Consider the following 25603-nt stretch of genomic DNA (forward strand, 5'->3'; position numbering starts at 1 on the left):
CCGGACTGGCCAGGCCGAGCTGAACTGGCCGGACTGGCCAGGCCGAGCTGAACTGGCCGGACTGAGCCGAACTGACAGGGTCGGGCGGACACAACCGGGATTGAGCGACGCCATGCTCAGCTGCGCCATGCCGGGCCAAGCCAAGTCGCGCGTGGTTGTGCCGAGTTGGGCCGGACGCCGCCCCGGGCCGGAGCATGTCGCTGTCGGTTGGCGGCCAGACCTTCTGGCTCGGGCTGCCCCGCGCGGAAGTGCGCGGTGACGGGGCAAGCCACTGCCGCCCCGCCCGCAGCGCCACCCGGGCCTGTGCGAGGGGTGCCTGAGCGATCCAGGTGTGCCGGGCCGGTACGGCGCGCACCCGCTGCACGCCGGGCGGAAACCCAGGGCCGAGCTCAGCGCGCCCAGAACAACCTCAGGCAGCCGTCTCCGCGGCCACTGCGGCCTTGACCTCGTCGAAAGTGGGGTTCACCAGCGCAGTCGATCCCACGATCACCGTAGGCACCGTCTCGTTGCCGTTCGCTACCTCGCGGACTCGTTCGGCCGCGCCCGGTTCCTCCCAGATGTTGATTTCCCGGACCGGCAGGCCGCTTTCCAGCAGGGGACGGCGCAGGGCTGAGCAGAAGCCGCAGCCTGGGCGCCAGTAGAACTCGACTTCGACGTTGCTCATTGTCCGTCCTCCGAAGACGACCGTAGGTACTCCAGTTGTGCGCGCACGCTCGCCTCGGCCGGTGCCCACAGCGCGCGGTCGACGTCGGCGTAAACCACCTCGACCACTTGCCGCGGCGTTGCGTCTTCGCCGAGCGTGCCCAAGGCGGAACGCACCTGATCCAGGCGCTGTTCCCGGTGGGCCAAATACTCCCGTGCGGTGGCGGGGAGATCCGGCAGCTCCGGGCCGTGGCCGGGCAGGCCTGGGGTGCCGTCCGGGAGTGCGATGAGTTTGCGCAGCGAGCGCAGGTAGTCGCCCAGGTCGTGCAGGACCGTCGTGCCTCGGCCGAGGATGGTGTCTCCGGTCAGGATTTGACCCCCGGCCAGCAGCGACACCGAATCGTCGGTGTGGCCGGGGGTGTGCAGGACGGTGAAGTCCAGGCCGCCCGCCGTAATGACGTCACCATCGGCGAAAGGGGGTGCGTCGATGCAGAGCGAAGGGGCGAAAGCCCGGACGGGCGCGCCCGTTTTCGAGGCGAACCAGGGTGCGCCTTCGGCGTGATCCGGATGGTGGTGGGTCAGCAGGATCAGCTCGACCGGACCGACGGCGGCGAGTTTTTCCAGGTGCTCCAGATCGTGGTAGCCGGGGTCGACGACCACCGCGGCAGCGGCGTCGCCGCCGCGCAGCACCCAGGTGTTGGTGCCTTCCAGCGTCATCGTCGAAGGATTGTTCTCCAGCAGCACCGACGCGGTTTCGGAAACACGGCGCAGGACGCCATAGGCAGGAGCGGTCACTCAGGACTCCGAAGTATCGAGGACAACGCGGATGTTCTCGCCGTCCCGGACAAGGGTCGGCACGGTCTTCACGATCTCGCGCGGCTCAGCGAGCACCGCGTCCGCCTTGGCGAACTCGGCGAGTTCGACGAGGGTCAGCCAGGTCGGCGGCATCAGCGTGCGACGGCCTTCGCGCGCGTCCGCGACTGCCTCGGCGGGCGGTTGCCAACCGGCGGCTGCGGCTTCTGAGGTCGCGCCGTCCGCACGCTGGCCTTCAGGCAGCTTCGCGACGAAGAAGCGAGTGTCGTATCGACGCTGTTCCTGCGGCGGCGTGACCCAGTGCGCATACGGGTGGAGCAGGTCCGCGCGCAACGTGAGACCGGCGTCGGCGAGGAAGCCGGCGAGCGAGATTTCCCGTGATTCCAAGGCTTTCCGCGCTTCGTGGTACGGCGCGACGTCGGCGACCACCGAGTCCTCGGTCCCGGCCAGCAGAACACCGGACTCCTCGAACGTCTCCCGGACCGCTGCACAAACGAGCGCTCGGGCGAGGCTTTCGTCGCAGGTGAACTGCTCAGCCCACCACGACGGCGGCGGCCCGGCCCACGCCACGGAGGCGTCGGCGTCCCGCGGATCAACCCCGCCGCCAGGGAACACAGTCATCCCGCCGGCAAACGCCATGCCCATGACGCGATGCTGGAGGAAGACCTCCACACCGTCGGACACGTCCCGCAGCAGGATCACCGTGGCGGCGTCCTTCGGGGTCGCCGGCGGGCCATCCGCGTTGTCCCGGATCGCGATGCCGGGACGGGCGGGGATATCGAAAACGAATTCACGCGGCCGTTCCACCCGGGCAACATACCTCGCAATCCGTACGCGTCGCGGATTACTTGTGTCACCTCGCGACAATCCGAATCAGCCCGGCCCGCGTCCGGTCGCCCGAAAGCCGTGAAGGGCTTCTTGAGGGAATCTGATTCCCTCAAGGAGCCCTTCACGGAACAACAGTGGCGTCAGGACCAGTGCTGGTCCCCGCCGGAACGGGACGCGCCGTTGAGCCGCAACCGGGCGGCCTCGGCACGCTCGCGCTCAGCCAGTTCCTCGTGCAGCTCGCGCAGCAGCGCGCGGTCGCGTTCGGACAGGCTCGGATCGTCCAGATCCAGCGCGGGCAGCTCGACCACCTCGTGCATGCTCGGCTTGCCCGCGGCGATCTCGCGACCCTTCTCCGGGTCCTCGGCCAGCGCGCGCCGCAGCTGAGCCACCTCGGACGGAGTCAGGTCCGACGTGCGCTCGGCACGCGTCTCCGATCCGGCCGTCCGCGGCCGCTCCGAAGAGGCGGCGGGTTCGGCCGCCGGCTCCGGCATCGAGACCGGCTGTGCGGGCACGGCCTGCACGATCGGCACCACGGGCGCGACCGGCACCACCGGCTCTGCGGCGGCGACCGGTTCCGGCTCGGGCTGACGGTGCCCGTGCCGGCTCGGCGCTTCCGAGACAGGTTCGGGGACCGGGGCCGAAGCGGGCGCCGGGGCGCTGCGCTGCGGCGTCGGTTCCGGCCGGTAGTCCGGGGCCGAATGCGTGCTGCCGGTGACCCACACCGGGCTCGCGACGGCACCCGCGGCCTGGTGGTAATCCGACTGCGGGATCCCCGGGCCGCTCACCTCGACGACCGAGCGGATGCCCGCCCGGCGCAACGCGGTGTCGACGCGGAACGCGACCGCGGGCGGGTTGCCCTCGGGACCGAGCTCGACCAGCACGACCCGCTGCGGCAGCGCGCCCGGCACACTGCCCGCCGGGGTGTTGCGCCACACCGCGTGCACGGAACGCACGTCGGGCAGCACCTGCAAGGTCCGGTCGAGCGCCTCGGCGAGACCGAACTCGGGCTGGTTGTCGCCCGTGAACCGGTGCGTGTGCATCGGCTCGTGGTCGGTGACCAGCAGGTCGTTCGCGAGCGTCGCGTCCGACCGGCTCATCTCGAGCACCAGCGCCAGCTCGCGCTGTTCGGCCTCGCTCACCCCGATCCGGCCCGCGATCAGCGTGCCGGTGGTGAGTTCCACCGCCTCGTCGATGTGGGCCCGGGCGATCAGTTCCCGCGCTTCGGTGAGCGCGCTGTCGTCGATGCGGCCCGCCAGGGCCAGCAACAAGTTATGCAGGCGCAGGGGCACCGAGAACCCGTCCATCGGGCCGTCGTGAACCTCCACCATGGCTCTGCTCCTCCCAGCTCGCCTGGCGGCAACGAGCGTTAAGCGGCGACAAGTCGATGACCGGCGCCCGCGGCGCCTACGCAGACCAGCTCGGACTCGGCGAGCGCGGCCCGGTGGTACCCGGGAAGGTCGAAGCGCGGCGGGATGACCTCGACGCTGGGCTCCTCGTCCCCCATGACCCGCAGCACCCGCTGCAGTTCACCGGTGAGCCGGGGCTGTCCCGCGGTCGCCGTCACCAGCAGGACTCGCTTCGCCCCGCCCTCGCCGGAAGCGCCGAGGCGCCGCCAGCTCTGCCGTACTTCCCCCACATCCGCGCGTCCACGCAACGTCGCGTGGAGCAAGACGGACACAGAGTCGACGGAGTTCACCCATTCGGGCGCACTCTGCGTGAATGTGTACCTGGTCTCGGTGACGTCGTCTACCCCCAGGGTGGAACTCACCTGGTGCCAGTCGGCGCCGTGCGGGATCAGACCGGCCACGAGCAGGCGGTACTCCGCCTGGTCCAAATCGATCCTGTGCTTGAGCAAAGACCTCGGGAGGGTCCGCGCGAGCGTCCCCATCGCGCCTTCGCCGAGCCAGTCGCGGAATCGCCACAACAACTGGTCCGGCGTGCGGCCGGCGAGCCGCAGCAGCAGTTCGTGCAGGGACTGTTCGATGTCGGGGTCCATCACTCCACCTCCACGATCAGTTCGACTTCCACCGGCGACGCGATCGGAAGCTCCGCGACGCCGACGGCCGACCGGGCGTGCACCCCGGCGTCGCCGAAGATCTCGCCGAGCAGCTCGGACGCCCCGTTCACGACCGCGGGCTGGCCGGTGAAGCCCTCCGCGGAGGCGACGAAACCGACCACCTTGACAATCCGGACAACAGAGTCAATGCCGACGAGGGCGTGCACCGCGGCGAGCGCGTTCAGCGTCGCCGTGCGGGCGTGGCCCTTGGCTTCCTCCGGGCTGACCTCGCCGCCGACCTTCCCGGTCGCGGCGAGCGCGCCGTCGACGAAGGGCAGCTGGCCGGAGGTGTAGACGTGCGAGCCGGTGCGCACGGCCGGCACGTACGCGGCCAGCGGTGCGGCGACTCCGGGCAGTTCGATGCCGAGCTCGGCGAGCCGGTCGCTCCAGGTCAACGCCGCCCCCTCAGCTCTTCGGCCGCTTCAGGTACGCGACGTGCTGTTCGCCGCTCGGGTTGGGCAGCACGGTCACCAGCTCCCAGCCGTCCTCGCCCCACTGGTCGAGAATCTGCTTCGTAGCGTGGATCAGCAGCGGGACGGTGGCGTACTCCCATTTGGTCGCACTCATGACTCGGGAGCGTAACCAAGCGGGCAAGGCCCCTCCGGACCGCCGCCGCCGAAAGCCCGTCACCCGTCCAGGGGAGCGCCGGGCTAGGCCGGGTGAGTGTGGGTCAGTTCACATCCGATCGTCGCTCTCGTGAGTGGCGATCACGGCAAGAACCGCGATCGCCGCTCACGAGGTCGCTAGCGTGGGCACGTGGAGACCTGGCGGATCGTCGCGACCGTGCTGCTCGCCGTGGCCGGGGTGCCGCTCGCGCTGGCCGTGATGGCCAAGACGCGGGACCGGGTGAACGATTCGGGCCAGGTGGCGATCGCGGGCGCGGTCACCCTCACCGGGCTGATCGTGGTGGCAGTGCTCACGCTGACCGTGCTGCCCGGCCTGGTGACCTGGATCGTCGTCGCGGTGGTCGCCGCTGCGGTCAGCGTCATGATGCTGGCCAGCTGAGCACCGGTTTAGTGTTGAGGATGTGACCACACCCTCCGCCGGCTGGACCGACGAGCTCGCCAGGGCCCGGCTGCATTTCGTCACCGGCAAGGGCGGAACCGGCAAGACCACGCTCGCCGCGGCGCTGGGTCTCGCGCTCGCCCGCAATGGCCGCCGGGTGCTCTTGATCGAGGTCGAGGGACGGCAGGGCATCGCACAGCTCTTCGACACCGAACCGCTGCCGTACGCGGAACAGCGGATCGCGTCGGTCCCCGGCGGCGGCGAACTGCGCGCGCTGCACATCGACGTCGAAGCGGCGCTGCTCGAATACTTCGAGATGTTCTACAACCTCGGTTTCGCCGGGCGGACGCTGCGCCGGATGGGGGCGATCGAGTTCGCCACCACGCTCGCGCCGGGCCTTCGCGACGTGCTGCTCACCGGGAAGATCAAGGAATGCGTCGGGCGCACGGAATCCGACGGCCGCCACACCTACGACGCGGTCGTGGTCGACGCGCCGCCGACCGGGCGCGTGGTGAAGTTCCTCGACGTCACCAAGGCTCTCACCGACCTCGCCAAGACCGGTCCGATCCGCGGCCAGGCCGACGGCGTCGTCCGGCTGCTGCATTCCGGCGAAACCGCCGTGCACCTCACCACGCTGCTGGAGGAGATGCCGGTGCGCGAGACCGTCGAAGCGGTGGCCGAACTGGACGGAGCCGACCTGCGGCCGGGCGCCGTGCTGGTCAACCGGGTCCGTCCGCCGCGGCTGCCCGCGCGTTCGGTGACCGCGGCCGCCGACGGCCGGGTGGACGCCGACCGGGTGCGCTCCGGCCTCGCCTCAGCCGGGCTGAACCTGCCGGAGGCGACGCTCGACGCGCTCGTGGAGGAAACCGTGGAGCACGCCGTCCGCGTCGCCGCCGAACAGCGGGCCCGCGAACAGCTCGCCGAGGCCGATCTGCCGACGCTGGAGCTGCCGGACCTCACCGACGGCGTCGACGTCGCCGCGCTCTACGAACTCGCCGAAACGCTGCAGGAACAGGGGGTGCGCTGATGGCTGCCGACCCGGCGCTCGACGTCGACGCCCTCCTCGACGACCCGGCCAGCCGCGTGATCGTGTGCTGCGGTTCCGGCGGCGTCGGCAAGACCACCACCGCCGCGGCGCTCGCGCTGCGGGCAGCCGAACGCGGCAGGCAGACCGTGGTGCTCACGATCGACCCGGCACGCAGGCTCGCGCAGGCGCTCGGGCTGCGCGAACTGGGCAATCACCCGAAGCAGGTGCGGGTCGAAGGCTTCGAGCCCAAGGGCGAACTGTGGGCGATGATGCTCGACATGCGCCGCACGTTCGACGACATGGTGCGCGTGCACGCCGGGCCCGAGCGGGCCGAGCAGCTGCTGCAGAACCCCTTCTACCAAACCATTTCCACGTCGTTCTCCGGCACGCAGGAGTACATGGCGATGGAAAAGCTCGGCCAGCTCGCGGCGACCGACGAATGGGATCTGATCATCGTCGACACGCCGCCGAGCCGGTCCGCGCTCGACTTCCTCGACGCGCCGACGCGGCTGTCCACCGCGCTCGACGGCCGGATGATCCGGCTGCTCACCGGCCCGGCGAAGGCGGGCGGCTGGGGTCTGCGCAAGGTGGTCAGCGCCGGGTTCTCGATGTTCGCGAAGGCCGTGTCGACGATCATCGGCGGCCAGTTGCTCGCCGACGCGTCGGCGTTCATGCAGGCCTTCGACAGCATGTTCGGCGGATTCCGCGAACGCGCGCGCAAGACCGCCGAGCTGTTGCGGTCGTCGGGCACCTCGTTCCTCGTGGTGGCCGCGCCGGAGCCGGACGCGCTGCGCGAGGCGTCCTACTTCGTCGAGCGGCTCGCCGGCGAATCGATGCCGCTGGCCGGTCTGGTCGCCAACCGCACGCATCCAGTGCTCGCTCCGCTGTCCGCGACCGAAGCGCTCACCGCCGCGGAGTCGGTGCAGAACGCGCCGCTCGCCGAGGCCGTGCTGCGGCTGCACGCCGACCGCGTCGCACTGGCCGAGCGCGAGAACCGGCTGCTGGCGCGCTTCACCCGCGCGCATCCGGAAGTGCCGCTGACCCGGGTGCCCGCGCTCGCCGGTGACGTGCACGACCTCGAAGGCCTGCGCGACATCGGAGTAAAGCTGACGTCGTGAGTGGCTACGCCGGTTCTCACCGGCGTAGCCACTCACGAGCAGGTTCAGCCCGCCGCGGCGGCCAGCGCGTCCCGCTTGGCCGCTTCGAGCAGGTCGGTCCAGCTGGTCACGTCCGGACGACGGCGCAGCAAAGCGCGCCGCTCCCGTTCCGTCATCCCGCCCCAGACCCCGAAATTGATCCGGCCGTCGAGCGCCTCGGCGAGGCATTCGGTGCGGACCGGGCACCCCATGCACACGGCTTTCGCCCTGTTCTGTTCGGCGCCTCGCACGAACAACCCGTCGGGATCAGCGTCCCGGCACGAGGCATCGACCCGCCAGCCAACCTGATTGGTTTGCATACCCCCAGCTCCCTCATCTGGTGTATGGCACCAGCGAAGGCGAAGCTCCCGCTCCCACCCCCGCGAGCGTTTCCCACTGCGCCGCACGTCGGTGACGGCACCTCCCCGGTGCCGCTGCCGCCGTCCGGACCAGCCAGGCTCCCACCCGGGCTGCTCCGTCTGTCGGCATCTACGTGAGACGTTGACGGACTGTAGGGTCCCTCGGTTCCCTCCGTCGAGACCTAGCATGCATTCCGTTACCAAAGGTCACGACACGGGGTCCCGTTAACGATCGCGGGCAGGGGCGCGCGGGCCCTTAGGTCACGAGGGCGACACGGGCCTTCAGTACCCTGGCTTTCGTGCGCAAAACGGATGGTCTTTTCAAGCTCCTCGGCCTGTGCCTGCTGGCAGGGGTGCTGGTCGCCGGGATCATGTTCCCGGTGGTGGGCGCCGCGGGGGTCGTGTCCAACCAGGCGAGCGAAACGGTCGACAAGACGTCGTCCGACCTCGCCGACATCCCGCCGCCGCTGGTGACGACTATCACCGACTCCGGCGGCAAGCCGATCGCGACGCTGTACAAGCAGTACCGGATCCCGGTCCGCCCGGACCAGATCAACCCGGCGCTGAAGTGGGCGCTGCTGTCGGCCGAGGACAAGGCGTTCTACGAGCACCACGGCGTGAACTGGGGACGGACGCTGCGCGCCGCCGTCTCCAACACCGCGGGCGGGGACACCCAGGGCGCCTCGACGATCACGCAGCAGTACGTGAAGAACTACCTGATCAACGTCGTCTACCGGGACGACAAGAACGGGCAGGCCAAGGCGCAGGAGCAGTCGCTCTCGCGCAAGCTCAAGGAAGCCCGGATCGCGATCAACCTCGAGACCAAGCTCTCGAAGGACCAGATCCTCGCGGGCTACCTCAACATCGTCGAGTTTTCCCGGCAGATCTACGGAATCGGAGCGGCCGCGCACGCCTACTTCAACACCACGCCGGAGAACCTGACCGTCCCGCAGGCCGCGCTGCTCGCGGGCATCGTGAACAACCCGATCGTCCTCGACCCGTGGAACCACCCGGACAAGGCGACGAAGCGGCGCAACCTGGTGCTCGACCGGATGGTCAGCAATCAGAAACTGGCGAAGGCGGACGCGGACAAGTTCAAGGCGGAACCGCTCGGCGTGGTGCCGGACACCCCGCAGAAGCCCGCGTCGAACTGCACCGGGGCCGGGACCGAGAACGGCTTTTTCTGCCAGTACGTCCAGGATTATCTGCTTAAGGCCGGAATGTCCGAGGACCAGCTGTACACCGGCGGCTACACGATCAAGACCACGCTGGACGAAAAGGCCAACCACGAGGCGAAGGTCTCGGCTGAGACACAGGTGAGCAAAACCCAGAAGAACGTCGCGAACACGCTTTCGCTGATCCGGCCGGGCAAGGACCGGCACGAAGTGGTGGCGCTCGCGGCGAACCGGGACTACGGCATCGACGCGGATCAAGGGCAGACGACGTATGCGTTGCCGTCCGGAGTGTTCAACACCGGCGGCGCGGGGTCGAGCTACAAGATCTTCACCACCGCTGCGGTGCTGAACCAGCACATAGCCGGGATCTACAGCAACATCCCGATCGGCAGCAGCTATGTCTCACATGTGTTCACCGGCAGTCAGCCGCACTGCCCGCCGACCGGCGCGCCGAACACGCGCTGGTACTGCGTGGGCAACGCCGGCAACGGCTACCCCGATTCGGGTTCGTTGCAGCAAGCACTGGCGACCTCGCCGAACACCGCGTTCGTGGCGCTGGAGGACAAGCTCGGCAGCACTGGGCCCGCCATCGACATGGCGACGAAGCTGGGCATGCGCGAGACGATGGCGAGCAACCAGGGCGGCGGAAAGGTCGACCCGAAGTCGACCGACCCGGGCAAGAACCAGACTCAGGCGCAGGCCTACGGCCCCAAGGGCAGCTACCCGGGCACGGGTGCGTTCACGCTCGGCTTCAGCCCGACGAGCGGGCTGGAACTGGCGAACGTCGCCGCGACCATCCTGAGCGGCGGCAAATGGTGCCCGCCGACTCCGCTGGCATCGGTGACCGACCGCGACGGCAAACCGGTGCCGATCAAGGAAGCGGCGTGCGAGCAGGTCGTGCCGGAGGGCCTGGCGAACACGATGGCGGTCGGCATGAGCAAGGACGACCAGGAGCCCGGCGGTACGTCCGCCAAGGCCGCGCAGGCAGTCGGCTGGAACCGGCCATTGGTCGGCAAGACGGGGACGACCCAGAACAACGGCTCGGCGACCTTCGTGGCGGGCACGCCGCAGATGGCCGGTGCGGCCATGGTGTTCCGTCCGGAAGGCGGAAACGGCGGTCTTTGCTACAACGGCGTCGGCAACGTGACCACCTGCGGCGGCGGAAACATGTTCGGTGGCAAGACACCCGCGCAGACGTGGTTCGGTGCGATGAAGAACATCATGGAGGGCCAGCCGGTCGTGCCGCTGCCGCCGGAGGATCCGGCGTACACCAACTGAATCCGGTGAGAACGGGGCGGGAGAGGCGATCTCCCGCCCCGTTTCGCTTGTCCGGGCTCAGCGTCATCCTTTGAGCGCTATCCGGAAAAGCCGCACGATCGCGATCAGAAAGCCGGGTCCCAGCGCGATCAGCCACACCTGCGGCGCCCAGTGGCTGGGCATGCCGCCGTCCCAGTACTCGTAAGCAGGCCACCCCAGCGAAAACAGCACAACCGCGCTCAGCGCCCAGGGTTCCGCCCTCCGACGCCACGGGAACGACGCCAGCACCACCAGCAAAACGAGCACCGCGAGCAAGAAGAGAATCGCCGCTCCCATAGCCAGGCTCCGCATCGCTGCCGGACTGGTCCAATCCACTTCGATCGAGCGACGCCCGGCGCTGGATGTCGAGAGAATGCCACTGAGACCTTCGCCCTACGCCATCCGGCACCGGCCACAGCGGACGACCCGATCGAACACGTATCCTCGACCCTGTGAGCACGCTCGGTAACGCCAATCCGCCCGGGGGCACCGCGAAGCGGTTGGCCGCGGGGACCATCGCCCTCGGGGCCGCCACCCTCGGTTACGCCGTCGGCATCGAACGCCGCCGCTACACCCTGCGGACCGCCGAGTTGCCCGTCCTCGCGCCCGGCACGCCGCCGTTCACCATCCTGCACGTCTCTGACCTGCACATGCTTCCCGGTCACCAAGCCAAGCAACGCTGGGTCGCCGCGCTCGACGAACTCGACCCCGACCTCGTCGTCAACACCGGCGACAACCTCTCGCACCGCACCGCTGTCCCCTCCGTGCTTCGCGCGCTCGGACCGCTGCTCGACCGGCCGGGGCTGTTCGTCTTCGGCAGCAACGACTACTACGCGCCCAAACCCAAAAACCCGGCGCGCTACCTCATGCCCCGCGGCAAGAAGAAGCGCATCCACGGCACCCAGCTGCCCTGGCGCGACCTCCGCGCCGCCTTCGTCGAACACGGCTGGGTCGACCTGACCCACGTCCGCCGCACGGTCGACGTCGGCGGCCGGGCCGTCTTCGCCGCCGGAGTCGACGACCCGCACCTCCACCGCGACCGCTACTCCGACATCGCCGGACCCGCCGACACCACCGCGGCCGTCCGCCTCGGCGTCACGCACTCCCCGGAACCACGCGTCCTCGACACCTTCGCCACCGACGGCTACGACCTCGTCCTCGCCGGCCACACCCACGGCGGACAACTCCGCATCCCTGGCTACGGCGCGATCATCACCAACTGCGAACTCGACCGCAGCCGCGCCCGAGGCGCCTCCCGCTGGGGAGCCCGCATGTGGCTCCACGTCTCCGCCGGACTCGGCACCTCCCCCTACGCCCCCGCCCGCTTCGCCTGCCCGCCGGAAGCGAGCCTGTTGACGCTGGTCCCGCGCGGATCCGGGGCCTCCGACCCCCGCAAACCAGCCCCGCGTAAAGCCGCGAAACCCGTCCGCTAGACTTACTCCCGACCCGCTGAGAAGTACCTCGGGGTGTGGCGCAGCTTGGTAGCGTGCCTCGTTCGGGTCGAGGAGGTCGTGGGTTCAAATCCCGCCACCCCGACTGGTGAGTGAGGGCCTGTGTCTGCGGAAAGCGCAGATACAGGTCCTCACTTCGTTGTGTCTTCTGGGGGTCGGACCCCCAGGCCCCCGCCAGGGGGCTTCGCCCCCTGGACCCCCGAAAGTGCATGGGCGCGAGAGTGCATTGGTGCGGTTGGGTGGCGGGTGGTTGCGCGTTACGGCGCACGAGGGTTGTGGTTAGCGGGTGGCGGTTAGTTCTTGCCAGCATTGGTGGAAGTCGCCGATGGCGGGGGACTTTGTCCAGGACCAGGCGGAGCGGGCTGCTGAGGTCAGCTGGTCGTGGTCCTTCGTCAGGGGTCGTGCCAAGGCTGCGGCTAGGCGGGTTTCTATGTAGGTGGCTAGGGCTCGGTAGGTCAGGTCTTCGCGGTAGCGAGTGCGTTCGGTGATGTTCGTGAAGCCTGCGGTCGCTAGTTTTGTGGCGATCGTGCGGCCGGAGAAGGGGTCTCCGCCGTTTTGGCGGCGCAAGAGGTAGTGCCCGCGCAGGGCGGCGTCTACGTTTGCGGTTCTGGGGCGGATTTTTGCTCTGCTCCAGTCTGAGGTGGAGATTGCCAAGTGGCCGCCTGGGCGTAAGACGCGGCGGATTTCCGTTAGGGCTGCTGCGGGGTTTGTCAGGTGTTCGAAGAGGGCGTGGGAGAAAACGACGTCTAGCGAAGCGGTGGCGAACGGGAGGGCGTAAACGGTGGCGGTGACGTAGTCCACTGTGGACCCTGTGGGGAGCAGGGGGTGGTGGATGTCTACGCCGATTACGTGACAGGCGGGTGCCAGAGTCTTGGTGATGGAGCCTTGACCGCAGCCTAGGTCCAGGACTCTTGCGCCCGGGGTGAAGAGTTGTTGGGCGAACGCGGCGCGGTCACTCGCTGTGCGCGTGTTCATCATCGACAGCGCGTCTTGGGCATAGCCCGGCGCGTAACCCTCCAGCACCCCGCACAGAGTACGGGTGGAAGGTGGCAGGATCGAGGGGTGAGCACGCAGTCAGGCAACCAAAATCCGCCCGCGGTGGTCCCGGACCGCCTGTTCGACGACCCCGAAGCCGAAAAGCGCTGGCTGGCGCGGTTCCACGCGCCGCGCATCTCGGTGCCCGAGTGGGCCCGCGACGCACCCGAGGCCAACGTGTACGTCTCCAACGCCAGCGGCGTATGGGAGGTCTACGCGTGGGACCGGGCCACCGACAGTCACCGGCGCGTCACCAACCGGCCCAACGGCACCCTGCACGCCACGCCCTCCCCCGACGGAACAGCCATCTGGTGGTTCGACGACACCGACGGCGACGAGTTCGGGTCCTGGCGCAGCCAGCCGTTCGACGGCGACAGCTCCGCGGCCGTCAAAGCACTGCCCGATATTCACGACGGATACCCCGCCGGTCTGGAAATCGGCCAGCGAGTAATCGCGGCCGGTGTTTCGACCGACGACGGCAGCGAACTGTTCGCGAAAATCGACGGCGTAACCGAGCGCTTTTACCAGCACGCGGACGACGCCGGGATCGCGTCGATGTCGCGCGACGAAAGCCTGCTCGCTATTTCCCATTCCGAGCACGGGGATTCCCGGCACCCGGCGCTGCGGGTGCTGTCCACCGACGGGTTCACGACCGTCGCGGAGAAGTGGGACGGCGAAGGAAAAGGCTTGCAGGCATTGGAGTTCTCGCCGCTGCCGGGCGACCAGCGCGTGCTGGTCCTGCACGAACGCCGCGGCCGCGAGGAACTGCTGGTGTGGGACGTGCAGGCGGACACCGAAACCGAACTGCTGATCGATTTGCCCGGCGAGGTCGTCGCGGACTGGTATCCGGACGCGCGCGCGTTGCTCGTCGTGCACTTCCACGAGGCGCGCAGTTCGTTGTACCGCTACGACCTTGACACCGGCGAACTGTCCGCTGTGGACACTCCGGCCGGCCGGATCGGCGGCGCGGGCGTGCGACCGGACGGGACCATCGAGTACTCGTGGTCCAGCGCCGCCGAACCCGCCGCGGTCCGTGCCCGCGCGGCCGACGGCACCGATTCGGTTCTGCTGACGCCGCCGGGCGAGCGCGCACCGCGTTCGTCGCCGGTCACCGACGCGTTCGTCGAGGGCGTCGGCGGCCGGATCCACGCGCTGGTTTCCCGGCCCGCAGATGCCCCCGACGGCCCGCTGCCGACGGTGTTTTCGCTGCACGGCGGCCCGCACGCGGCCGACGAGGACCGGTTCTCCGCCTATCGCGCGACCTGGCTGGACGCCGGATTCGCCGTGGTCGAGGTGAACTACCGCGGCTCCACCGGCTACGGCTCGGCGTGGCGCGACGCCATCGAAGGCCGCCCGGGCCTGACCGAACTGGAAGACGTCGCGGCGGTCCACGACTGGGCCGTCGAAAGTGGACTGTCCGATAAGGACAAGTGTGTCGTGAACGGCGCTTCGTGGGGCGGATACCTGACCCTGCTGGCGCTGGGCACCCAGCCGACCCGGTGGGCCGCGGGCGTCGCAGGCGTTCCGGTAGCCGACTATGTCGCGGCTTACGAGGACGAGATGGAACAGCTCCGCTCGTTCGACCGCGCGCTGTTCGGCGGCTCCCCGGAGGACGTGCCCGCGGTGTACCGCGAGTGCTCGCCGCTGACGTACGTGGACGCGGTCGCCGCCCCGGTCCTGATCCTGGCCGGCGACAACGACCCGCGGTGCCCGATCCGGCAGATCGAGAACTACCTGGACCGCCTCGCCAAGCGCGACGCACCCCACGAGTTCTACCGCTACGACGCCGGACACGGCTCGCTGGTGATCGCCGAGACGATCAAACAGACGTCCATCGAGGTGTACTTCGCCTTGCGGGCGCTGGGAATGCGCTGAGAAGTTCGGGCCGTCCAGGGGTCCCCTGGACGGCCCGGCTCACAGCCCGCGCTTAGCGCCCTTCAACTGCGCTACCGCGGCATCGTCACCCTCATAAGTCACCTGCACCGCATCGCGCCCGAAGACGAACAGCAGCAGTTCCACCGGCTCGCCCACCACCGTGACCACCGGCGCGCCTGACTTCACCGAAGCCGACTGGCCGCCCGGGGTCCGCAGCACCACCCCGACCGGGGATTTGCGCAGATTCAGCTTCGCCGTCCGCGTCGCCAGCTTCCAGGCCGCCGCGTCTCGCGAAGGGTCTGCCGGACGCGGGGTCCACTCCGGCTGTGCCCGGCGGACATCCTCGTGGTGCACCAGGAACTCAGCGCTGTTCGTCGCCTCGTCCACCGGGCCGATGGACGTCGGCCAGAACCGGGACGGGCCGCGGCGGACCTGGGCGACCAGGTCGTCCCACGGGCGCGCCGCGACGCCGTCCTGCACCTTCTGCGTGTGACCGGCCAGCGCGGGCACCACGATTCCGGGCATCGCGTCCGGTCGATGCTCTCGCACGACCAGATGCGCGGCCAGATCCCGCGTCTGCCAGCCCTCGCACAGGGTCGGGGCGTCCGGGCCGAGCTGCTCGAAGAGGTCGCTCAGCGCTTGGCGTTCATCCTTGGCAAGGCCCATACCAGCCAGGTTACTCGCTGGTAGCGGTCAGTGGTGGAATCCCGTCGACGTGGCTGGGTCGTGCTGCGGGGACGGCTGGCGGCTCAGCTCCGGCAGCACGCGCTTCAGGTCGGCGAGCAGCAGGTCGGCCAGGTCGTGGGTGAAGCCGTTGCGGACGACGACGCGCAGCACGGCCAGGTCGGTGCGGTTGTCCGGGAAGGTGTACGCGGGCACGAGCCAGCCGCGTTCGCGGAGGCGGCGGGAAACGTCGAAGACGTCGAACGCGGTGACGTCCGAGCGAGTGGTGAAGGCGAATACCGGCAGCTGGTCGCCACGCGTGAGCAGTTCGAATGGCTCCAGTTTGGAGATCTCGCCGGCCAGGTAGGTCGCCACGTCGCGCGAAGCTTGTTGTACCGCACGGAAACCTTCGCGACCCAGCCGGACGAAGGTGTAGTACTGCGCGGCGACTTCCGAGCCAGGGCGGGAGAAGTTGAGCGCGAAGGTCGGCATGTCGCCGCCGAGGTAATTGACGTTGAACACCAGTTCCTCGGGCAGCGCCTCCTTGTCGCGCCACACCACCCAGCCGACGCCGGGGTAGACGAGGCCGTATTTGTGCCCGGAAGTGTTGATCGACGCGACGCGCGGCAGCCGGAAGTCCCATTCCAGATCCTCGTCGAGGAACGGGGCGATCATCGCGCCGGACGCGCCGTCGACGTGCACCGGAATGTCCCAGCCGGTTCGCTCCTGCAGTGCGTCGAGGGCGGCCGCGACCTCGGCGACCGGCTCGTAGCTGCCGTCGAAGGTCGAGCCGAGGATCGCGACGACTCCGATAGTGTTCTCGTCGCAGAGCTTCACCGCTTCTTCCGCGGACAGGTGGTACCGGTCGCCCTCCATCGGCACCAGGCGCGGCTCGACTTCCCAGTACTCGCAGAACTTTTCCCAGCACACCTGGACATTGATGCCCATCACGAGATTCGGCTTCCCGGTGCGGCCCAGCTTCGACCAGCGCCGCTTCAACGCCATTCCGGCGAGCATGCAGGCTTCGGACGACCCCGTGGTCGAGCAGCCCATGATGTTGGTGGGATCTGGCGCGTGCCACAGATCGGCGAGGATGTTGACGCAACGCCGCTCGAGTTCCGCGGTCTGCGGGTACTCGTCCTTGTCGATCATGTTCTTGTCGACGCATTCGGCCATCAGCTCGCGCGCCTGCGGCTCCATCCACGTCGTGACGAACGTGGCGAGGTTGAGCCGCGCGTTGCCGTCGAGCATCAGCTCGTCGCGCACCAGCTGCAGCGCCGTGTCCGGCGGCAGCGAATCGTCCCGCAGCCGGTCGCGCGGCATCGCGAAGTCCGCGGCGAGCGCCGGATTGCTCCCGGCGTACAACGGATTCGTGCCGGTCTTCCGGTCTGCCCGATCTTGTTTCCCCTGATGCAGCACCATGTCAGCGAACCTACTGCCGGGCGCCCGCGACGACCACCGGATGCGGAAAGCCGCCCGCGACAAGGGCGGGCGGCTTTCGGTCAGGCGGCGTGGGTCAGGCTTGCTGCGCCTGCCACATCCAGTGGGCCTCTTCCAGCGCCCGGGTGATCTCGATGAGCAGATCCTGCGTGACGAGGTCGCTCTTGTCGGTCTCGTCGATACGCTTGCGGAGCCGGTCGATCAGCGCCGCGAGGGTGTCGACGATCGCGGCGATGGTGGACTCGACGGACTGCCAGTTGTCCGGGTACTCCGGCGCACCGGAGGTCGCCACGACGGTTTTCGCCTTGCCGTTGGGCGAAACCCCGATCGCGGCGGCGCGCTCGGCCACCTCGTCGACGTACTGCCGTGCGGTCGACACCAGCTCGTCGAGCTGCAGATGCGCGCTGCGGAAGTTCTGGCCCACGACGTTCCAGTGCGCCTGCTTCGCGATCAGCGAGAGGTCGATCAGGTCGGCGAGCGTGGCCTGCAGCGCGTTGCCGGTGATCTCCTTGTCGGAGTCGGAAAGCGGGCTCTTGATCGGGGAAGTGGTCATCTCGGGTGTCCCTCCTCTGTCTTAAGGTTCAGACGGTGCCTATTCAGACACTGGTGGTCAGCTCCACCTCGATGTTGCCGCGGGTCGCGTTGGAATACGGGCAGACCTGGTGTGCCTGCTCGACCAGCTGGTCGGCGTCGGCCTTCGCCAAACCGGGCAGCGAAACGTCGAGCCGCACGCCGAGCTGGAATCCGACGTCTTTCTTGAACACGCTCACCGAACCGGTCACCGTCGCGGCGGGCAGCGCGACCTTCGCCTGCCGGGCCACGGCCTGCAGCGCGCTCAGGAAGCACGCGGAGTACCCTGCGGCGAACAGCTGCTCCGGATTGGTTTTGTCCCCGCCGGGACCGCCCATCTCCTTGGGGATCGCCAGCGACTCGTCCAGCACGCCGTCCGAGGACGTCACGTCGCCGTTGCGGCCTTCTCCTCGCGCGGTCGCGACGGCGGTGTAGATCGGCTCGGCCATGCGTGTTACCTCCTCATCGGGACGCCTCCGGAGTCAGCGTCTCAATGAGTCCAACGTCCCGCATCCGCGGAACCGTGCCCCGGCATGGCAGTCATCACCCCGGGAATAACCGGGATTCGAGGAGGCGAAACCTCAGTGTGCGCGAAGCAACGCGTGCTCCGCGACCTGCTCCCCGATGAGACGCAACGTGCGGACGCTCTTCTCGTCCGACGCGCCGCCGCCCTCGTCGAACTTCGTCTCGGCGGAGTTGATCGAACCACCCAACGGGGTGGACCAGCCGCGCAGCGCGTGCGTGATCGTGCGGAGCTGTTCGAGCGTGGTGACCGCGGCCTGCCAGCCGTACGCGACGGCGGCGAGCCCCACCGCGCGGCCGTCGAGGTAGGGGCGGGCGTCCTCTCGGAGGTCTTCGATGTAGTCCAGGGCGTTCTTGACCAGCCCGGACAGCCCGCCGTGGTAGCCGGGCGAGACGACGATGAGCCCGTCCGCCTGGCGCACGCCTTCGATGAGCTTCCGCGCGCGTTCGTCCCGCTCCGGAATCGCGGTGTCGTAGAACGGGAGGACCAGCTCGGGGCCCGGGATCAGCTCGGTCACGACGCCGCGTTCCTCGGCGGCGGCGAGCGCGATGCGCAACGCGCGCTCGGATTGCGAGCCCTCTCGCAGCGAGCCGCCAATGCCCAGCACCTTGACCTTTTTCGCTGAAGTCACTTCCGACCTTCCTCCCCACCACCGCTCTCAATGGAGTGGCTGCGCCACGCTGGCTCGTTTTGAGGCTAACCCCTCTACCTAAGTAGAGGACCAGGATCTGAGACGGAGGCTTGGGTCACACGCCGACTGGACCAACGTACCTACTGGCAAGTAGCCTCGGCTCATCCGGCGTTCGAGGAGGAACGATGGCCATTCCGCCGCAGATCCGTGCCCAGGCTGCCGCCGCGCAGTTGTTGTTCTGGCTGCCCCGCCCGGTGCGCAGGCTGATCGCCGGAGCGCCGCTCCGGCTGGACGGCCAGGAACTCGCCCTCGACGCCCAGTTGCTGCTGAAGCTGCAGAAGCTCTCCGGCGCTTCGCTGGTCAACGGGTCGGTCGAGCGGTCGCGCGCGCTGCTGGAAGCGAGCCAGCACCTGGTCAACGGCAAGCGGATCGACCCGGTCGCGACGCGCGACGTCGCCATTCCGTCCGGCGACGGGTCTCTCGACGCCACCCTCTACACCCCGGCCGGCCTGCCGGAACCGTCGCCGCTGCTGGTGTTCTTCCACGGCGGCGGATGGGTCATCGGCAGCCGGGCCACGCACGACAACGCCGCGCGCTACCTCGCGAAGCACGCCGGGGTCCGGGTGCTGTCGGTCGAGTACCGGCTCGCGCCGGAAACCCCGTTCCCCGGACCAGTAGACGACGCGCTGGCCGCGTTCGACTACGCGCACGCCAAGGCGGCCGACCTCGGCGCGGACCCGGACCGGATCGCGGTGGGCGGCGACAGCGCGGGCGGCAACCTCTCCGCCGTCGTCGCGCTGGAGGCGACCCGGCGCGGTGGCCCGGCCCCCGCGTTCCAGCTGTTGATCTACCCGGCGGTCGACTTCACCACGCGACGCCGGTCTCGCGAGATCTTCGGCGAAGACCTCTTCCTCACCGACGAGGCGATGGTGTGGTTCGAGGGGCATTACGCGCCCGAGGGCGTCGACAAGGCCGACCCGCGGCTGTCGCCGCTGCTCGCGTCTGACCACAGTGGACTCCCGCCCGCTTACATCGTGACCGCGGGCTTCGACCCGCTGCGCGACGAAGGCGAGGCGTACGCGGAGAAACTGCGTGCGGCCGGCGTTCCGGTGGCGGTCAGCAGGCAGGCCGACCTGATCCACGGATTCCTCAACTTCGCCGGAGTCGGGACACGGTTCCGCGAGGCGATCGCGGAGATGGCCGGCGCGCTGCGCGTGGGGCTCGCGAAGTCGTCGTGAGTGGCAATGCCGGTTAGAACCGGCGTGCGCGCTCACGACCCCGGACATGGAACGGAGCCTGGCGCGGCGAACCGCACCAGGCTCCGGGCCTTTCCCCCTCCTGTTCAGCCCGTTCAGGTCCCAGGCACTGGCACCGGGGCGGGCACCGGCGGTGCCGGCAGCGGCGGCGTCGGTACCGGAAGCGGCGGCACCGGCACTCCGCCGAGCAGCCCGCCCAGCAGGCTGGTGACCGCGGCGAGCAGGCCCTTGACCAGGTCGCTCACCGCCTTGAGCGGTCCGGGCAGGTCCGGCAGCGGCGGGATCGGCAACGGCGGGATCTGCCGCGGCGTCGCGGTCGGGTCGGCCAGGAGCCGGTTGGACTCGTCCGCGCGGACCTTCGCCGCCGACGAGAGCTGCTGGGTTTCGGATTGGACCTGGTAGCGCTTGCCCGCCGCGATGTCGGCGAGCACCGGGCTGAGCCGGGTGAGGTCCGCCCTCGTCTTGGCGACATCGCCCGCGTACGCCACCTTGGTCAGGTCGTCCCGCATCTGCAGTACCTGCGCGGCGACGGCTTGAGTGGCCGAGGACCCCTTGCCGCCCGCCGGGCTCGCGGAGGCCATCCCCGAGGTGCCGACGGCCAGCAGACTGCCCGCGGCGACCACAGCGATGATCCGCCCGATCTTGCCTTTCATTCTTTACCTCCCTGGCCTCTGGGACCTGCCGGGTAAATCGATACCCGCCGTGTCGGCCCAACACCAGCCGATCACCGGATAGGGAGTTTTTCTAACCCTTACGTGCCGAATCCAAGAATCGGGAACCGGCCCGCAATTGATTAACGTGGACGGCTTGCGCGTCCCCCGACGATCACGGACCGCGGATCTGAATCTGACTCATAGTAGCCGGATTGCCCGAACGGCGGCATCGCTCACTCACACAGGCGTAGTTCGTGATCGATTACCTTCATCACCCTGTCGGGACGCGCGATCTCGCTCGTCCGACCGTGGAGGGTCCCCCACGCACGCACCGCCGCCCGCATTCGAGCCCGCTCCCCTTTTTCCGGGGATCCCCACCGCCGCGACCGGAAAACTCCAAGGTCGGCGCGGAAATATGAAAAACTGTTCGCGAATCGGCGGCGAGAATGCTTTTCGGCGTTGCCGATGAAGTTATCACCCAGGTCGCGCTCGCATTTTCCGGGTCCGCCGAACGCCTGCGCGACACCCGGACGGGTGCCCGGGCGCCGCTCAGCGGGTGTGACGAAAAGAAGTTGCACGCTCGTACCAACTCTTGCTCTCATGGGGTACGTGCCTTTTCAGCCGTATCGCCGCGTCCTGAGCGTCCCCGGGGTCCGCCCGTCGATGGCGCTGATGTTCTTCGCACGCGTGCCCATGACGATGACCGGCGTGACGCTGACGCTGTACGTCGTGAGCGGTCTCGGCCGCGGCTACGGCGCGGCCGGTGTCGTCGGCGCGGCGGTCACGCTGGGCATGGCGCTCGGCGCGCCGGTGATCGGGCGCACGATCGACCGGTACGGCCTGCGCCCGGTGGTCGCGGTGTGCGGGTTGTCGTCCACCGCTTTCTGGTTCGCGGCCCCGCATCTTTCGTACGGGGCACTGGTGGCGTGCGCGCTTCCGGCCGGCGTGCTGTCGGTGCCCGCGGGCTCGCTCGCGCGGCAGATCCTGGCCGCGCTCGTGCCCGCCGAACAGCGGCGCGCGGCGTACTCGCTGGACACGATCCTGGTCGAGGCCTCGTTCATGATCGGCCCGGCGGCCGGGATCGCGGCGATCTCGCAACTGTCGGCGACACTGACCTTGAGCGGCATCGGCACCATCTTCGGCGTCACCGCGCTGCTGATCTTCCTGCTCAACCCGCCGATCCGGAACGAGGACGAACTAGCCCCGACCGGCACCGTGCGGCCACCGCTGCGGTCCTGGCTGACCGGACGGCTGCTGGCGACCCTGCTGATCGCCGCCGGGACGCTGTTCTGCCTGGTCGGCACGGAGGTCGCGACGCTGGCCGCGCTGCGCTCGCACGGCGACGTCGGCTGGACCGGCCTGGTCATCGCGGTGATGTGCGCGGCGTCGATGATCGGCGGCATCGTGCACGGCGCGGTGCGGAAGTCGCTGCCGCAGGGCCTGCTGATGCTGCTGCTGGCGCTGCTGGTGATCCCGGTCGGGCTGGTGACGCAGCCGTGGTGGCTGCTGATGCTGCTGCTCATCCCGACGAACCTGGTCTGCGCCCCGACGCTCGCCGCCACCACGGAGGCGGTCAGCGAACTCGCGCCGCCCGCCGTCCGCGGCGAGGCGATGGGCCTGCAAGACGCGTCGACCCGGCTCGGACTGGCCGCGGGGAGCCCGGTGGTCGGCTTCGCGATCGACCATTCGAGCCCGGCGTGGGGTTTCGCGGCGGCCGGATTCGGCGGGCTGGCGCTGGCCGCGCTGGGGCTGGTGTGGTCGCTGCGCCGGAGCTCGGTGCGGACCCCTTCGCTGGCGGCTGCTGTTCGGGCTCGCCGCTGAGCTGATGCCGCGTTCGGGTGCGGCTCTGGCAATGGCTGCAGCTCGACGACGTGAGGTACGTGGGTTCCCCTCACGGACCTCTGCGGGAGGAGCGAGCCGGGCGGCGGTCAGGTGCAGGCTTTGCGCAGCCCGTCGAGCTTTTCCAGGTTCCGTTTGGTCCACCGGGCGATCACCCCGGCGTCCTCGAGGTGTTCCTTCTGCACCTGGACGTACGAATCGGCCATGCCGAGCAGGGCGTTCTTGACGTCTTCTTCCTTGACGTCGGCCGCCAGCTCGCGCAGCCGCCGTTCCTTGTCCTGCGCACGGGCCTTGAGCTTTTCGCCGTCCACCAACGGATTCAGGTCCGCCAAACCGAGCGCCTCGGTGCACGTGGAGACTTTGTCCACCGCTGAATTCGTCTGATTGACCGCCGAATCGACCTGGTCGCATCCGGCCAGCAGCGTTCCGGCCGCCACCAAGGCGACCGCCACCCCCCAGCTCTTCATGCCCTCAGGGTAGCGGGTCCCGCGGGCGCACCAGCGCGATTCGCCCGCGGGACTTCCTCATCCCTTCACGCACACGACCTGCTTGAGGTGGGCGACCACCTCGACCAGGTCGGTCTGTGCCTTGATCACCGTCTCGATGTCCTTGTACGCGGCCGGGATCTCGTCGACGACCCCGGTGTCCTTCCGGCATTCCACGCCCGAGGTCTGCGCGGCGAGGTCGGCGGCGGTGAAGGTCTTTCGGGCCTTCGTCCGCGACATCCGCCGCCCGGCGCCGTGGGACGCGGATTCGAACGACGCGGTGTTGCCCAGTCCGCGCACGATGTACGAACCCGTTCCCATGCTGCCCGGGATGATCCCGAGGTCTCCGGAGCCGGCCCGGATCGCGCCCTTGCGGGTGACGAGCAGGTCGACGCCGTCGTAGGTTTCCTCGGCGACATAGTTGTGATGACACGATATGGCGTCGTCGAACGTCGTTCCCGGAATTACCTCCGCGACCGCGAGCTTCACCAGCGCGACCATCGTCGCCCGGTTCCGCGCCGCGTAATCCTGTGCCCAGAAAAGGTCGCGCCGGTACGCCTGCATTTCCGGCGTGTCCGCGACGAACACCGACAGGTCGGGATCCGGCAGATCCCGGTTGTGCGGGAGCTTCCGCGCGATCGCCATGTGCCGCTCAGCGAGTTCCTTGCCGATGTTGCGCGAACCCGAATGCAGCATCAGCCACACGCGGCCCTCGTCGGCTCCGCCCTGTTCGAGGCAGACCTCGATGAAGTGGTTGCCGCCGCCGAGGCTGCCGATCTGCAAGTGCGCCCGCTTGCGCAGGTCCTGGACGCCTTCATGCAGGTCGCCGAACGACTTCCAGAACGTATCCCAGCCGCCGACGCCGTGCACCTTCGCGGTGTTGACCGGCGTCTTGTGCAGGCCGAACCCGACCGGCACCGCCGATTCGATCCGCTTGCGCAGCTTGCCGAGGTCGTCGGGAAGGTCGCTCGCGGTGAGCGAGGTCCGCACCGCGCTCATCCCGCAGCCGATGTCGACGCCGACCGCGGCCGGGGAGACCGCGTCGCGCATCGCGATGACGCTGCCGACCGTGGCGCCCTTGCCGTAGTGGACGTCCGGCATCACCGCGACGCCGTGGACCCAAGGCAGGTTGGCGACGTTGCGCAGTTGCCGCATCGCTTGGTCTTCGACCGACGCGGGATCTGCCCACATCCGGATCGGAACCCGCGCGCCGTCCACTGCCGTGTACATGACTTTCCTTTCCCAGAACGAAGTTTGCCCGCTCAGCATCCGGCACTCGGGCGCTCGCGACAACGGGTTTTACCGGCGCCGGTGCATCGATGAAACGAAATCGGCGCTTTCGTCGATAACGGGCTCGGACGACCGGTTCGCCCAGGGTGCCGGTCTTGGGGAGGATTCCGTTTTTCGATGAAGAGCTCGTCGCGGGCGTTGCTCGCTGTCTTGTTGCTGGCCGGTTTCCCGGTGCTGATGCTCGCCGTCGCCGGGGCGCTGATCTGGCTGGAGATCGCCGCGTTCCAGCGTAGCCCGGTTTCCGCGGGGCGGCTCGCGTTCTTCGTGGTTCCGGTGCTGTATGTGCTGTTCAGCGCCCTGCTGACGTTCGAGCGGACCTGCGACGACGCGGAGGGAGTGCCTGTCACGCCCGCGGAACAGCCCGAACTGTGGGCGGCCGTCCGCGAACTCGCCAAGGAAGTCGGCACCCGGCCACCGGATGAGATCTGCCTGGTTCCCCAGGCCAACGCAGCGGTGCACGAGGAGACGCACTGGGCGGGGTTGCGCGTGCGGCGCCAGATGTTCATCGGCGCGCAGCTTTTCGCCGGGACGCGGGTCTGCCAGCTCCGCGCCGTTCTCGGGCATGAACTGGCGCACTACAGCAATCGCCATACCCGGTTCGCCGGCGCGACCTATCGCGGACGGCAGACGATCGGGCGAGTCGTGGATGGACTCCACCGGTCGGCCTGGTTGCTGCGGCCGGTCTTCAGCGCGTATGCCGCGCTGTACTTCCGGGTCTCGATGCGGGTAAGCCGGGAACAGGAACTCGCCGCTGACCTCGATTCCGCGCGAGTCGCGGGCACCACGGCAGCGACAACCGCGTTGCGCGAGGCCGAAGTGCTCGACACTGCGTGGTGGCTCTTCCTGAACGACTACGCGACGATCGCCTGGTCCTCCGGGTATCTCCCGGAGCGGATGGCCGAGGGCTACCAACTGCTGCTCGCCGATGGAAAACGCGCGAAGGAATTTGCTTCCCTGCGGGAGAATCCGCCGTCGCGGCCTGCCTCGAAGTACGACAGCCACCCGCCGACTTCAGAACGGATCGCACTGCTGGAAGCCGCGCCGGACGTCCCCGTTCCGCCCGGCGGCGAACGGCCGGCGACGGATCTTCTCCGCAACGGAATGGCGCTACTCGACGCGGTGCTGGCGACCGGCTTCACGGAGAGCGCGGCCTCGAAGAAGAAGCTCGACTGGGCCAGCCTGGTCGCCATCGGGGTGCGCGATTCGAATCAGGCCGAAGCGCTGCGAATTCTCCGCAGCCGCAGCATCGACGACCTGCTCGATCTGCTCGACGCCGGACACCTTGAGGACATCGCCGATCCCACGGCTCCGCCGGAGGCTCGGACGCGGGCCAAGCGCGAGCTCTATCGAGATCAAGTCCACTGCCGACTGTCCATTGTGCTGCACGCACAGCTCGCCGAAGCCGGTGCGGCGCACTGGGAACTGTCCTGGTCCGGACCGGCGAAGCTGGTGCTGGCCGAACCGTATGCCACCGAACTGGATCCCGCCGTCGGCGCGGCGGTCGACGGGGACACCGCTGCGCTTCGCGCGTTGCTCGCCCCGACTCATTCCTGAG

The 25603-nt window shown here is 68.9% G+C and carries 27 protein-coding genes and 1 tRNA gene; 10 read left to right on the forward strand and 18 right to left on the reverse strand.

Annotation, left to right across the window (positions count from 1 at the left end):
* Positions 1-409: 409 nt before the first annotated feature.
* From H4281_RS20695 to sp36, 7 genes are all read right to left on the reverse strand, one after another.
* A complete protein-coding gene (locus H4281_RS20695) occupies positions 410-664 on the reverse strand; it encodes a glutaredoxin domain-containing protein (protein ID WP_043827085.1) in 255 nt (84 codons plus the stop codon).
* Positions 661-1437: an MBL fold metallo-hydrolase gene (locus tag H4281_RS20700; protein WP_182892610.1), complete on the reverse strand. Its 777-nt coding sequence runs from the start codon at positions 1435-1437 to the stop codon at positions 661-663. Before H4281_RS20700 ends, H4281_RS20695 begins: the two co-directional genes overlap by 4 nt.
* Positions 1438-2262, reverse strand: coding sequence for an NUDIX hydrolase (locus tag H4281_RS20705; RefSeq protein ID WP_182892611.1), 825 nt, complete (start codon positions 2260-2262; stop codon positions 1438-1440). It lies immediately after the preceding gene.
* 161 nt (positions 2263-2423) lie between these two features.
* Positions 2424-3611, reverse strand: a complete 1188-nt coding sequence (locus H4281_RS20710; protein ID WP_043827082.1) for a hypothetical protein — start codon at positions 3609-3611, stop codon at positions 2424-2426.
* Positions 3612-3649: 38 nt separating this feature from the next.
* The gene (locus H4281_RS20715; RefSeq protein WP_037808399.1) at positions 3650-4279 is read right to left on the reverse strand and encodes a hypothetical protein; all 630 of its coding nucleotides are present in this window, start codon (positions 4277-4279) and stop codon (positions 3650-3652) included.
* Positions 4279-4734: a RidA family protein gene (locus H4281_RS20720; RefSeq protein ID WP_116205785.1), complete on the reverse strand. Its 456-nt coding sequence runs from the start codon at positions 4732-4734 to the stop codon at positions 4279-4281. Before H4281_RS20720 ends, H4281_RS20715 begins: the two co-directional genes overlap by 1 nt.
* 10 nt (positions 4735-4744) lie before the next feature.
* Entirely contained in the window at positions 4745-4906 is a 162-nt protein-coding gene (gene sp36 / locus H4281_RS20725; RefSeq protein ID WP_020664158.1) for a Sp36 family protein, read from the reverse strand.
* Positions 4907-5095: 189 nt separating this feature from the next.
* On the opposite strand from sp36, the gene H4281_RS20730 reads away from it, so the two are divergent.
* From H4281_RS20730 to bagB, 3 genes are read left to right on the forward strand one after another with little or no spacing between them, the layout of a single operon-like run.
* Positions 5096-5344 (forward strand): hypothetical protein, encoded by a 249-nt coding sequence (locus H4281_RS20730; protein ID WP_182892612.1) that lies wholly within the window; start codon positions 5096-5098, stop codon positions 5342-5344.
* Between the two features lie 22 nt (positions 5345-5366).
* Complete coding sequence (gene bagA, locus H4281_RS20735; protein WP_037808405.1) at positions 5367-6371, forward strand: ATPase BagA; 1005 nt, start codon at positions 5367-5369, stop codon at positions 6369-6371.
* Entirely contained in the window at positions 6371-7489 is a 1119-nt protein-coding gene (bagB, locus tag H4281_RS20740; protein ID WP_182892613.1) for an ATPase BagB, read from the forward strand. The genes bagA and bagB overlap by 1 nt, the downstream gene beginning before the upstream one ends.
* Before the next feature lie 44 nt (positions 7490-7533).
* Here bagB and H4281_RS20745 read toward each other — a convergent pair whose 3' ends face one another.
* The gene (locus tag H4281_RS20745; protein WP_020664154.1) at positions 7534-7827 is read right to left on the reverse strand and encodes a WhiB family transcriptional regulator; all 294 of its coding nucleotides are present in this window, start codon (positions 7825-7827) and stop codon (positions 7534-7536) included.
* Positions 7828-8165: 338 nt separating this feature from the next.
* Between H4281_RS20745 and H4281_RS20750 the strand changes: the two genes are divergently transcribed.
* Positions 8166-10319, forward strand: a complete 2154-nt coding sequence (locus H4281_RS20750; RefSeq protein ID WP_182892614.1) for a transglycosylase domain-containing protein — start codon at positions 8166-8168, stop codon at positions 10317-10319.
* A 63-nt stretch (positions 10320-10382) separates the two neighbouring features.
* On the opposite strand, the gene H4281_RS20755 is transcribed toward H4281_RS20750, so the two are convergent.
* Positions 10383-10634: a hypothetical protein gene (locus tag H4281_RS20755; protein WP_182892615.1), complete on the reverse strand. Its 252-nt coding sequence runs from the start codon at positions 10632-10634 to the stop codon at positions 10383-10385.
* A 203-nt stretch (positions 10635-10837) separates the two neighbouring features.
* Between H4281_RS20755 and H4281_RS20760 the strand changes: the two genes are divergently transcribed.
* Both H4281_RS20760 and H4281_RS20765 read left to right on the forward strand, forming a co-directional pair.
* On the forward strand, positions 10838-11770 hold the full coding sequence (locus H4281_RS20760) for a metallophosphoesterase (protein ID WP_220507619.1): 933 nt from the start codon (positions 10838-10840) through the stop codon (positions 11768-11770).
* 29 nt (positions 11771-11799) lie between these two features.
* Positions 11800-11873, forward strand: a tRNA-Pro gene (locus H4281_RS20765).
* Between the two features lie 194 nt (positions 11874-12067).
* Here H4281_RS20765 and H4281_RS20770 read toward each other — a convergent pair.
* Positions 12068-12811 carry a methyltransferase domain-containing protein gene (locus tag H4281_RS20770; protein WP_182892617.1) on the reverse strand — a complete coding sequence of 248 codons (744 nt, stop codon included), beginning with the start codon at positions 12809-12811 and terminating at the stop codon, positions 12068-12070.
* 39 nt (positions 12812-12850) lie between these two features.
* Here H4281_RS20770 and H4281_RS20775 point away from each other — a divergent pair, with 39 nt between their 5' ends.
* Positions 12851-14698: a S9 family peptidase gene (locus tag H4281_RS20775; protein ID WP_182892618.1), complete on the forward strand. Its 1848-nt coding sequence runs from the start codon at positions 12851-12853 to the stop codon at positions 14696-14698.
* Between the two features lie 39 nt (positions 14699-14737).
* On the opposite strand, the gene H4281_RS20780 is transcribed toward H4281_RS20775, so the two are convergent.
* From H4281_RS20780 to H4281_RS20800, 5 genes are all read right to left on the reverse strand, one after another.
* Complete coding sequence (locus tag H4281_RS20780; RefSeq protein ID WP_182892619.1) at positions 14738-15364, reverse strand: TIGR03085 family metal-binding protein; 627 nt, start codon at positions 15362-15364, stop codon at positions 14738-14740.
* 27 nt (positions 15365-15391) lie between these two features.
* A complete protein-coding gene (gene gad, locus H4281_RS20785; protein WP_182892620.1) occupies positions 15392-16783 on the reverse strand; it encodes a glutamate decarboxylase in 1392 nt (463 codons plus the stop codon).
* A 94-nt stretch (positions 16784-16877) separates the two neighbouring features.
* Positions 16878-17354, reverse strand: a complete 477-nt coding sequence (gene dps, locus H4281_RS20790) for a DNA starvation/stationary phase protection protein Dps (RefSeq protein WP_182892621.1) — start codon at positions 17352-17354, stop codon at positions 16878-16880.
* Between the two features lie 43 nt (positions 17355-17397).
* Positions 17398-17820: an organic hydroperoxide resistance protein gene (locus H4281_RS20795; protein ID WP_182892622.1), complete on the reverse strand. Its 423-nt coding sequence runs from the start codon at positions 17818-17820 to the stop codon at positions 17398-17400.
* 132 nt (positions 17821-17952) lie between these two features.
* Positions 17953-18525: an NADPH-dependent FMN reductase gene (locus H4281_RS20800; RefSeq protein ID WP_182892623.1), complete on the reverse strand. Its 573-nt coding sequence runs from the start codon at positions 18523-18525 to the stop codon at positions 17953-17955.
* A 185-nt stretch (positions 18526-18710) separates the two neighbouring features.
* Between H4281_RS20800 and H4281_RS20805 the strand changes: the two genes are divergently transcribed.
* A complete protein-coding gene (locus tag H4281_RS20805; RefSeq protein WP_182892624.1) occupies positions 18711-19763 on the forward strand; it encodes an alpha/beta hydrolase in 1053 nt (350 codons plus the stop codon).
* 113 nt (positions 19764-19876) lie between these two features.
* Here the strand turns inward: H4281_RS20805 and H4281_RS20810 are convergent, their stop codons facing one another.
* Positions 19877-20434 (reverse strand): hypothetical protein, encoded by a 558-nt coding sequence (locus H4281_RS20810; protein ID WP_182892625.1) that lies wholly within the window; start codon positions 20432-20434, stop codon positions 19877-19879.
* 672 nt (positions 20435-21106) lie between these two features.
* Here H4281_RS20810 and H4281_RS20815 point away from each other — a divergent pair.
* Complete coding sequence (locus tag H4281_RS20815) at positions 21107-22255, forward strand: MFS transporter (protein WP_376771929.1); 1149 nt, start codon at positions 21107-21109, stop codon at positions 22253-22255.
* A gap of 107 nt (positions 22256-22362) precedes the next feature.
* Here the strand turns inward: H4281_RS20815 and H4281_RS20820 are convergent, their stop codons facing one another.
* Both H4281_RS20820 and H4281_RS20825 read right to left on the reverse strand, forming a co-directional pair.
* The gene (locus H4281_RS20820; protein ID WP_182892626.1) at positions 22363-22740 is read right to left on the reverse strand and encodes a DUF8711 family protein; all 378 of its coding nucleotides are present in this window, start codon (positions 22738-22740) and stop codon (positions 22363-22365) included.
* Positions 22741-22797: 57 nt separating this feature from the next.
* Positions 22798-23988 (reverse strand): RtcB family protein, encoded by a 1191-nt coding sequence (locus tag H4281_RS20825; protein ID WP_182892627.1) that lies wholly within the window; start codon positions 23986-23988, stop codon positions 22798-22800.
* A 177-nt stretch (positions 23989-24165) separates the two neighbouring features.
* Here H4281_RS20825 and H4281_RS20830 point away from each other — a divergent pair, with 177 nt between their 5' ends.
* Positions 24166-25602, forward strand: coding sequence for a M48 family metallopeptidase (locus H4281_RS20830; protein WP_182892628.1), 1437 nt, complete (start codon positions 24166-24168; stop codon positions 25600-25602).
* Position 25603 lies beyond the last annotated feature (1 nt).

It is taken from the genome of Amycolatopsis dendrobii, assembly GCF_014145675.1.
Lineage (GTDB): Bacteria > Actinomycetota > Actinomycetes > Mycobacteriales > Pseudonocardiaceae > Amycolatopsis > Amycolatopsis dendrobii.